Annotated in this window: 8 protein-coding genes and 2 pseudogenes; 8 read left to right on the top strand and 2 right to left on the bottom strand. The window is 61.4% G+C overall.

Features of this window, described 5'->3' with window-relative positions; translation table 11 throughout:
* The coding region (locus JCM12178_RS17985) for a flavodoxin-dependent (E)-4-hydroxy-3-methylbut-2-enyl-diphosphate synthase (RefSeq protein WP_172677164.1) at nucleotides 1-176 on the bottom strand (176 nt) is incomplete at its 3' end.
* Nucleotides 177-377: 201 nt separating this feature from the next.
* On the opposite strand from JCM12178_RS17985, the gene JCM12178_RS20015 reads away from it, so the two are divergent.
* From JCM12178_RS20015 to dxs, 7 genes and pseudogenes are all read left to right on the top strand, one after another.
* Complete coding sequence (locus JCM12178_RS20015) at nucleotides 378-2,324, top strand: methyl-accepting chemotaxis protein (RefSeq protein ID WP_054652696.1); 1,947 nt, start codon at nucleotides 378-380, stop codon at nucleotides 2,322-2,324.
* Nucleotides 2,325-2,397: 73 nt separating this feature from the next.
* Nucleotides 2,398-3,842, top strand: a pseudogene (gene xseA / locus JCM12178_RS15490) (exodeoxyribonuclease VII large subunit).
* A 10-nt stretch (nucleotides 3,843-3,852) separates the two neighbouring features.
* Entirely contained in the window at nucleotides 3,853-4,809 is a 957-nt protein-coding gene (locus JCM12178_RS15485; protein WP_054652694.1) for a M23 family metallopeptidase, read from the top strand.
* A gap of 4 nt (nucleotides 4,810-4,813) precedes the next feature.
* Nucleotides 4,814-5,410, top strand: a complete 597-nt coding sequence (locus JCM12178_RS15480) for a VC0807 family protein (protein WP_157054953.1) — start codon at nucleotides 4,814-4,816, stop codon at nucleotides 5,408-5,410.
* Between the two features lie 41 nt (nucleotides 5,411-5,451).
* Nucleotides 5,452-5,685 (top strand): exodeoxyribonuclease VII small subunit, encoded by a 234-nt coding sequence (xseB, locus tag JCM12178_RS15475; RefSeq protein ID WP_054652690.1) that lies wholly within the window; start codon nucleotides 5,452-5,454, stop codon nucleotides 5,683-5,685.
* A complete protein-coding gene (locus tag JCM12178_RS15470) occupies nucleotides 5,685-6,581 on the top strand; it encodes a polyprenyl synthetase family protein (protein WP_054652688.1) in 897 nt (298 codons plus the stop codon). Before xseB ends, JCM12178_RS15470 begins: the two co-directional genes overlap by 1 nt.
* Nucleotides 6,582-6,603: 22 nt before the next feature.
* Nucleotides 6,604-8,504 (top strand): annotated as a pseudogene (dxs, locus tag JCM12178_RS15465) (1-deoxy-D-xylulose-5-phosphate synthase).
* 8 nt (nucleotides 8,505-8,512) lie between these two features.
* Here dxs and JCM12178_RS15460 read toward each other — a convergent pair.
* On the bottom strand, nucleotides 8,513-8,884 hold the full coding sequence (locus JCM12178_RS15460; RefSeq protein ID WP_172677163.1) for a DUF1499 domain-containing protein: 372 nt from the start codon (nucleotides 8,882-8,884) through the stop codon (nucleotides 8,513-8,515).
* A 162-nt stretch (nucleotides 8,885-9,046) separates the two neighbouring features.
* Between JCM12178_RS15460 and JCM12178_RS15455 the strand changes: the two genes are divergently transcribed.
* Complete coding sequence (locus JCM12178_RS15455) at nucleotides 9,047-9,532, top strand: YchJ family protein (RefSeq protein WP_054652684.1); 486 nt, start codon at nucleotides 9,047-9,049, stop codon at nucleotides 9,530-9,532.
* Nucleotides 9,533-9,651 lie beyond the last annotated feature (119 nt).

Raw genomic sequence — 9,651 nt, 5'->3', positions numbered from 1 at the left:
TCGGGCACGGCAAGGCGCACGATCTCGCACCCGGCGTCCGCAAGTGCGCGGACCTGTTTGAGGGTCGCGGGGACGTCGCGGGTGTCGGTGTTGGTCATGCTTTGAACCCGTACCGGGTTGTCGCCGCCGATGCCGACGCCACCAATGGATATTTCTCGTGTCTTGTGCCGTTTCATGAGGACGAGGACTTTACCCTATATCCCTTTGCAAGCCAAGCAGCACCTACGGTCCGGGCCTGAATGGACCGGATTATAACGGCGTTCGCGCAGAGAGTGCCAAGTGCTATTAAAGATGGAGAAATGTCTCGGGACGTTTTGAGAGACATATCGTTTCAGTATCATATCAATATAGCATGGTTTTTTGAAAAGGGGGGGGATATGTCCATTCGGATGAAGCTGATTCTGTCGATCGTTTTGCCTGTAGTGGTTGCCATTGTTGCCATTTCAACCACTATCTCCATGCAGCTCGGGACCACTGTGGTGGAGGCGTTCGAGACGTCCTCCCGTGAGCAGTTAGAGCGCATCGACAGCTATGTCGGCCAGATATTGCAGGGTCCGGAGAATATCACCAAGTATGTCGCGTCGCTGCCCATTGCAAAGGAAGGGATGGGCGACTGGACACGGTATTTCGAGCTTTCCGGCGAGGGCATCCCGGTCGAGCGGCCGGAGATGGGCGAGAAGGAGCGGGCGGCGTTCAAGACGTTTGAGGCGCTGATGGCCGCGCATCCCGACTTTGCCTATGTCTACGCCGGGCTTGAGGACGGCGGATACACCCAGTCCCCGGACGAGGGGTTGAGTTCATCGTACGATCCGCGCAAGCGGCCGTGGTATACGCAGGGGAAGGCTGCGTCCGGCGACACCACGCTTCTTTCAGCATACATAACTACCGAGGGTGTGCCGAATATCGGCGTGACCACCAAGATCCGCAACAACGGCAATGTCGTGGGCATCGCGGCCGTGGACATCAGCCTCAAAAAGCTTACCGAAATCGCCAAGTCCATTCGCATAGGCAAGACCGGCTACATCATGATCGTGCAGGATGACGGGACCGTTCTGGCGGACCCGCGCTTTCCCGACAACGTGTTCAAGAAGCTCGGCGAACTGGGCGGCGCGTACGAAACGCTGTCAGGAACCGCCGACGGACTGCTTGAGGGTCTTGAGGTTGGCGGAGTGGACCGCATGGCAAGCGTCCTGACGTCCCCGGAGCTGGACTGGAAGTACGTGGCGGTCATCGAGAGCGCCGAGGTCATGGCCCCGGCGTGGAACGCCATCTGGCAGACGCTCATCGTCGGCCTTGTCGTGGCCCTTATCTGTTCCCTCGTGGGCCTCAAGCTGGCCGCGAACATGTCGAACCCCATCCGCAGCAGCGTGGACTTTACCCGTGAGATCGCAAGCGGTGACCTGACGGCCCGCATCGACGTCACGAGCAAGGATGAAATCGGCGCTCTGGCCGGAGACTTGCGGGATATGGGAACCAAGCTTCGTTCCGTTGTAGGGGATGTCCGCACCACTGTGGACAGCGTGGCCAGCGGTGCGCAACAGCTTTCCGCCACTGCCGAATCGCTCTCGCAGGGCGCGACAGAGCAGGCCGCCAACGTCGAAGAGGTTTCCTCGTCCATGGAGCAGATGGTGGCGAGCATCAGGCAAAACGCGGATAACGCCCAGGAAACTCACGCCATTTCGTCCACTTCGGCGGACAGGGCGGAGGAGGGCGGAAAGGCTGTTGCCGAAACAGTGCAGGCCATGCGCGAGATCGCGGACAAGATTTCCGTGGTTGAGGAAATAGCCCGGCAGACCAACCTGCTGGCCCTGAACGCCGCGATTGAGGCAGCCCGCGCGGGTGAGCACGGCAAGGGATTCGCGGTCGTGGCGGCTGAAGTGCGCAAGCTGGCAGAGCGTTCCGGGCAGGCCGCGGCCGAGATTAGTGAACTTTCCGCATCCAGCGTGGCCGTGGCGGAATCGGCCGGAAGCATGCTTTCCGAGATGGTGCCCGACATCAAGCGCACCGCCGAACTGGTGCAGGAGATCACGGCTTCCACCAATGAGCAGAGTGGCGGCGCGGAGACCGTCAACCGGGCCATTCACCAGCTCGATCAGGTCATCCAGCAGATCGCCTCGGCATCTGAGGAGATGTCTTCCACGTCCGAACAGCTCTCGGCGCAGGCGCATCACCTCAAGGACACGGTGGCCTTCTTCAAGACCGGCAACGCGGGCCGGGTTTCCGAGCAGCGTCCCCATGTCCGGCCCGAGGTGCGGAAGGCCCCGGTAGCCGAACTGCCTGCCGCGCAGGACACGGACGACGAGGACGACTTCGAGCGTTTCTAGCTCTCTCCAAGCTTCGCTACAGGACGGCCTCCGTACGGGGGCCGTCTTTTTCTTGCTCTTGAGCCGTCCGAGCATGTACCTAGAGGGGCGAGCAGGGAGTAACCAGCGCATGTCGACTATTCTATCCGTTTCCGAATTGACCCGCGCGGTCAAGGACATCCTCGAAGCCGAATTCCCCTTTGTCTGGGTCCGGGGCCAGATAACGAACCTCGGCCGCCCGGCCAGCGGGCATCTGTATTTTTCCCTCACAGACGGCGACGCCCTTGTGAACGTGGTCTGGTTCAAGGGCGCGCAGCGTTCCGCCGACCCTGTCAGCCGGGGCGGGGAGTCCGTGAACCCGCTCACCGGCGAGGTTGAGGAGGCGTCGGGCAACCTTGCCGAGTCCCTTGAGGACGGCATGGAGGTGCTCTGCGCCGGGCGCCTGAACGTATATGAGCCGCGCGGACAATATCAGCTCATCGCGGAGCTGGTGCAGGAGCAGGGCGTGGGCGACCTTCGTATGGCGTTTGAGGCCATGAAGCGCAAGCTGGCCGCCAAAGGGTATTTCGACGAGGACCGCAAGATGGAGATTCCGCGCGAGCCGGGGAAGGTGGCCGTGGTCACGTCCCCATCCGGCGCGGCGGTGCGGGACTTTCTTCGCATTGCCGAGCGGCGCGGCACGGGCAGCGAGATTCGCATTTACCCCACGCAGGTGCAGGGCGAGACCGCCCCGGAGATGATTGCCAAGCGCTGGACGCGGTCAGCGAGGACGGCTGGGCCGACGTGGTGGCGCTCATTCGCGGCGGCGGGTCGCTGGAGGACCTCTGGGCCTTCAACACCGAGCCTGTGGCCGAGGCCATCTACCGTTCGCAGGTGCCGGTGGTCTGCGGTGTCGGGCATGAGCCGGATGTCTCCATTGCCGACTACGTGGCCGACCTGCGCGTTGCCACCCCCAGCCACGCGGCGCAGATGCTCTGGACGGACCGGGACACGCTCCGGCAGGCGGTTGACCGTCTTGAGCTGGACCTGTCGCGGGCCTATCTGGAACTGGTGGGCGGGCATGAGCAAGAACTTTTGCAGCTTCGGCGGGCCCTTGCATGGCTTTCGCCGGAGAAACGACTGAACCGCAACGTGGAGCGGGTCCGCTCGTTGGCCCTTCGGCTGGAACGGCTTGGCCGGGCGCACTTCGAATCGCACCGGGAGCGGGCCGTACGCTGGTCCGGACGGCTGGACAGGGCCTTCGGGCCACAGGACGTTGAGCGGACGCAGGCAAGGCTTGAGACTCTTGCCGGGCGCATGGGCAAGGCTGCGGACCGGCAGGTGCAGGACAAGGACAGGGCCCTTGAATTCCTGCGGGCCTCGCTGGATGCGCTGAACCCGGAAGCGCCGCTGGCGCGTGGGTACAGTCTTGTGAAAATTGACAGGACGGGCGCGTTCCTGCGCGACCCCTCGGAAGTGGTGGACGGCGACCGGCTGGATATCCGCGTCCGGGAAGGAAACATAGCCGCAAGGGTTGAGAAGCGGAGCACGGAAGGGTAGTGTCGTGAGCATGTTGCATACAATCAGAGTCATCATACTTATCGTTGGGGTGTTTCTGCCCACTCTTGTCATGGCGCAGGGCATCGGGTTGCAGGACGGGGACGAAGCCGGTTTCGTGAACGACAACGCCACTGCCGCCGTTGAACCGGAGACCGTGGTGGCCCATCCGCAGTCAGTGAATCTGGGAGACCCGTTTCTCGTGCGCGTCACTTCGAATCGTCCGCTGGGCGAAGTGGTGGTCCACTGGGAAGGCAAGTCCGTTGTCCCGTCCATCTCCGTATGGAACGACAAACACGTTGCGCTGGCCATGCTCGGCACCGATGTCCTGAACGCCAAGGCTGGGAAAAAGGATTTGGTCATTACCGTCTCTGCCGAGGGCGACCGCTCGGAATACAAGCGGACCGTCATGATCCGGGACAAGGAGTTTCCGCGTCAGGACCTCAAGCTGCCGCCCAAGATGGTTACGCCGCCCAAGGAGGTGCTGGACCGCATCGCCCGCGAACGAAAGATCATCGCCAAGACCCGCAGCATCTATTCCCCGCAGCGTGAGTGGAGCCTGCCGTTCTTCCGTCCGGTGCGGGGTTCGGTATCCAGCGATTACGGCCTGAAGCGGTTCCTGAACGGCAAGCCCCGCAACCCGCATCGCGGCATGGACTTCCGTTCGCCCATGGGCAACCCCATCAAGAGTGTTGCCGATGGGATCGTTGCACTGGTGGGGGATCACTACTACGCGGGCAAGTCCGTGTACGTGGACCACGGTAACGGCGTCATCAGCATGTATTTCCATCTCTCCAAGCCCACGGTGAAGGAAGGGCAGCGCGTTGAGCGCGGCCAGACCGTTGGGCTGACAGGCACCACCGGCCGCGTCACCGGACCGCATCTGCATCTTTCCATCGCCGTGCAGGGAAAGCTGGTGAATCCGGACCCCCTGTTCGTGAAGAACACGGACCAGATGCTCGAGGAGTAGCCTCGTGAACACGCCCCCTTACATGCGGATGCTCTTCGGTGCGGTGGCACCGGTGGTCATCTTCGCTTTGGCAAGGCGGGCCGGGGTTCTGCTTGAGGGGGCCGTCGTCGCTTCTGCATGGAGCCTGTGCGCCGTGGCTTTTTTCCGGTGGCGCGAGCGTCGCTGGGATGTCTTTTCGACCACAGGCGCGGTTTACGCCCTTGCCGAACTGACGGCCATCCTCGTTACGCGGGACCCGGAGATGTTTCTTGTTGGCCCGGTGGTGTTTGCCGTGGTTTTCGGGGCTTTCTTTCTTGTCTCGTGGCTGGTGCGCAGGCCCGCGCTGCTGTATTTTGCCGAGCAGAGCGTCGGGCGGGATACGTTCTCCGCGCAACTCAGGGAGAGCGGGTATTTCATGGTGCCGTGGAATAGGCTTACCCTGCTTTGGGGGGCGGCATATCTCGCCAAGGCGGGACTTCTCTACTCGCTGCTCACGCTGGCTCCGGAGGACGTGTTTCTCGGGGTAAAGGCTGCACTCGGCTGGCCCATGACTGCCGGGCTGGTCGCCCTGAGCTTCTGGTACCCGAGGCGCTATTGGGAAAAGACCCTGCCCGCCGGATAATAACGGGCTTCACATCATCAAGCCCATGGAGGCATGAAGAAATGTCCGAACCGACTTTTGAACGAAAGCTCGAACGCTTGCGCGAGATCGTGGAGCGCCTCGAACGCGGTGAACTGCCGCTTGAAGAGGGTGTTGCCCTGTATAAGGAAGGGCTTGAACTGGCCAAGGGGTGCGGCGCGCATCTTGAGAAGGCCCGCCACGAAGTGAAGATCGTCAGCGAAGGGCTGGTCAAGGAGTTCGAGGCGCTGCAGGCGCCGCTGGAGGAGGAAGACTAGTGTCGGTCAAGGAAAGACTCATGGAGCGGGCCGGTGAGGTGGAGGCGTATCTTTCGCAATGCATGAAGGACCGGAGTATCCCCGATCCGCTGCTGGAAGCCATGGAATACAGCCTGCTGGCGGGTGGAAAACGGCTCCGCCCGGTTCTTCTGCTCTCGTGGTGCTCCATGCTGGGCGGCAACGCCGAGGCGGCCATGCCCTTTGCGGCAAGTCTCGAATGCATTCACACCTATTCCCTCATCCACGACGACCTGCCCGCCATGGACGATGACGACCTGCGGCGCGGCAAGCCCTCCAGCCACAAGAAGTTCGGGGAGGCCGAAGCCATCCTCGCCGGTGACGGACTCTTGACCGAGGCCTTCACCCTCATGACCGAGACCTCGCTCCTGAACGGCCTGCCCGCACAGGGCGTGATCCGGGCCATGAACGTCCTGTCCCGCGCGGCAGGCTCCGGGGGCATGGTCGGCGGCCAGTCCGTGGATATGGCCTTCACCGGACGCTCCGGTCAGATTCCCCTTGATGAGTTGCAGGCCATGCACGCCATGAAGACAGGCGCGCTTATCACTGCGGCCTGTGAATGCGGGGCGATCCTTTCCGGGGCAGGGCAGACGCACGAGAATGCGGCCCGGGCCTACGGCAGGGCCATCGGCGTGGCCTTCCAGATCGTGGATGACGTGCTGGACGTCGTGGGCGACGAGGCCACCCTCGGAAAGCCTGTGGGCAGCGACGAGGGCGCGGGCAAGAGTACCTATCCCGCACTGGTGGGGTTGGAGCGCAGCATGGAGTTGGCACGAGGGCATGTCGATGAGGCTGTTTCGCACTTGGAAGCCTTCCATGGCGCGGACTCCGCCTTCCTCGACGAACTGGCGCGCTACATTGTGGACAGAGTGAACTGATTGGACTATGGTTCGCACGCTCATGAGCAAGGACGAGAAAAAACGATCACCACTGCTGCCCGGAATCGAGGGCCCGAGAGACGTGCAGCGGCTGGAGCCGGACGAGCTTCAGGCGCTGGCGGCTGAACTGCGTGAAACCATCATCGGACAGGTATCCGGCGGCGGGGGCCATCTTGCGCCCTCCCTCGGCGTCGTCGAGCTGACCCTCGCCCTGTTCCGCGCCTTTGATTTCGAGCGCGACAAGATCGTCTGGGACGTGGGTCATCAGGCCTACGCCCACAAGCTGCTCACCGGGCGCTACTCCGAGTTCGACACCCTGCGAAAAAAGGACGGCATCAGCGGGTTCCCCCGCATGGCCGAGAGCCCGTACGACCATTTCGGCGTGGGCCATTCCTCCACATCCATCTCCGCCGCGCTCGGTATGGCCATGGCCCGCGACCTCAAGGGCGAAAAGCACGAGGTGGTCTCTGTCATCGGCGACGGATCCATGACCGCCGGGCTTGCCTACGAAGCCTGAATCAGGCCGGTGGCATGGGCCGCAAAATGATCGTGGTCCTGAACGATAACGAGATGTCCATCTCCAAGAACGTGGGCGCGCTGTCATCGTTCCTGAGCCGAAAACTCTCCGCACCATTGCTCCAGCGACTCAAGGGCGAGGTGGAAAACTGGGTGCGCGGCGTGCCCAAGCTCGGCGAAGAGCTGGCCATGTATGTGAAGCGTTCCGGCGATTCCCTGAAGACGTTTTTTACGCCCGGCATGCTCTTCGAGGCCTTCCAGTTCACCTACGTCGGCCCCATCAACGGGCATGACGTGGGCGAAATGGTCAAGGTCTTCGAGCAGATCAAGAAGATCGATAAGCCCGTTCTGGTTCACGTGCTGACCAAGAAAGGCAAGGGCTACGAGCCTGCCGAAAACAACCCGACATATTTTCACGGCGTGGGACGCTTCGAGCCCGAGACCGGGCTGGCCCGGAAATTCACCGGCGCAGGCCTGCCGTCCTACACCGAAATCTTCGGCTCCACGCTCTGCAAACTGGCGGAGAAGGACCGGAAGATCATGGCCATCACCGCCGCCATGCCGGAAGGAACCGGCACGGACTGCTTCCGCAGCAACTACCCTGAACGCTTCGTCGACGTGGGCATCTGCGAACAGCACGCCGTGACCTTTGCCGCAGGACTCGCCACGCAGGGCTACCGCCCGGCCGTGGCCATCTATTCTACCTTCCTGCAGCGCTCCTACGATCAGGTAGTCCATGACGTCTGCCTTCAGAATCTGGACGTGAAATTCTTCATCGATCGCGGCGGGCTCGTTGGCGAAGACGGCGCCACCCATCACGGCGCGTTCGACATGAGCTACCTGCGCCATATCCCGAATCTCGTGCTGATGGCCCCCAAGGACGAGGCCGAGCTTGCCCGGATGATGACCACAGCGTTTGCCCTGCACGGCCCCGTGGCAGTGCGCTACCCGCGCGGAACCGGCGTTGGTGCCGATGTGGACGAGAACCCGAAGCCCATCGAAGTGGGGACGGGCGAAATGGTCCATGAAGGCAAGGATGTGCTCATCGTCTCGGTTGGTTCCCGCGTCTACCCGGCCAAGGAAGCCTCCATGGAACTGGAAGAAGAGGGCATAGACGCAGCCGTTTTCAACGCCCGCTTCATCAAGCCGCTGCCCCAAAAACAGCTCCTCGAGCTGGCTGAGAACTACGACCGAATCCTCGTCGTGGAAGAAAACGCCATGGCTGGCGGCTTCGGTTCAGCTGTTCTGGAGCTGCTTGTTGACAGTGAAAAACTGAACGGAACAACGGTCAAGCGCATCGGTATTCCGGATGAATTCGTGGAACACGGCACCCAGAAAGAGCTTCGCTCCATGCTCGGAATCGACAAGGACGGCATCAAAAATGCCATCCGTGAACTCGTTTCCTGAGCACTTCTCTAATCGTTTTCTGCCGCCTTCCGGTACGCCTCACGGATTTTTTCAAGCCGTTTGCGGTTTGCGCCAAGGTCCCAATACCCCACTCTCGACGCCGAACGCATGTGGATTTCCGCACCGCTCTCCTCCGCATGAAAGACCACATCGTCCACAAAACCGAATAGTTTCGTCCTGAATTCCGCCCTGATTGTGTGCTCGTTGGCCTCGACGATTGTCGCGTTTTCCGTTTTCTCAATGATGCCTTTGAGTCTTTTGATGGCCGCCTTCGCGCTTTCTTCACGCTGGATCGGCAGTATGTAGCTGTCCCTTTCCACGTCGATACTGCTCACGCAGTTCGGTGAATCGGGACACGCTGTGATCGGATTCGAATCCATTCCCGAAGCCTCCACGGACGCGGCACAAACAAAAATCAGCGCGGCGACCAGCAGTTTTGCAAAGTGTCTGTTCATCGCGGCACCCTATCACGTCCGGCGCATCACTTCCATATTGACACCGTCCGGAAATCGTCTACCTTCCGCCTCACAGGAGGAATGATAATGAACAACTGCCCGTGTGGATCCGAAAAACAATATGATGCCTGCTGCGGCCCGATCATCAAAGGCGAAACCGTCGCACCGACCGCAGAAGCGCTCATGCGCTCCAGATATACCGCCTACGTCGTGGGCGAGATCAACTACCTCAAAGAAAGCCTCGTGCCCGAAAAGCACGGCGATCACGATGAAAAGTCCGTGCGCGAATGGTCCGAATCCGCCGAATGGCTCGGCCTGACCATCACCGGCACCAGCCTAGGCCTCGAAAACGACGATACCGGTGTTGTCGAATTCGCCTGCCGCTACCGCCAAAACGCCCAGACCGTCGAATTCCGCGAACGAAGCGAATTCAAGAAAATCGACGGACGCTGGTTCTACGTAGACGGACAAGCCCTGCCGCCCGAAACCTACCGGCGCGAAACGCCCAAAGTAGGCAGAAACGAACCCTGCCCCTGCGGGTCGGGAAAGAAATTTAAAAAGTGTTGTGGCTAACCAAAAAGGCCCGCCGAAAGGCGGGCCTTTTTGGTTGCCTCCGGCGGCTGAGGGGAAGGGAAGAGGGGAACCCCTTTTTAGCAAAAAGCGGTCCCCCTCTTCCCTTCCCCTCAGATCCC

Origin of the sequence: Salidesulfovibrio brasiliensis JCM 12178, from assembly GCF_001311825.1 — a bacterium.
In the GTDB taxonomy this organism is placed as follows: Bacteria; Desulfobacterota; Desulfovibrionia; order Desulfovibrionales; family Desulfovibrionaceae; genus Pseudodesulfovibrio; species Pseudodesulfovibrio brasiliensis.
The sequence above is the reverse complement of the archived record's forward strand: the minus strand, read 5'-3'. Positions and strand labels throughout refer to the sequence as shown.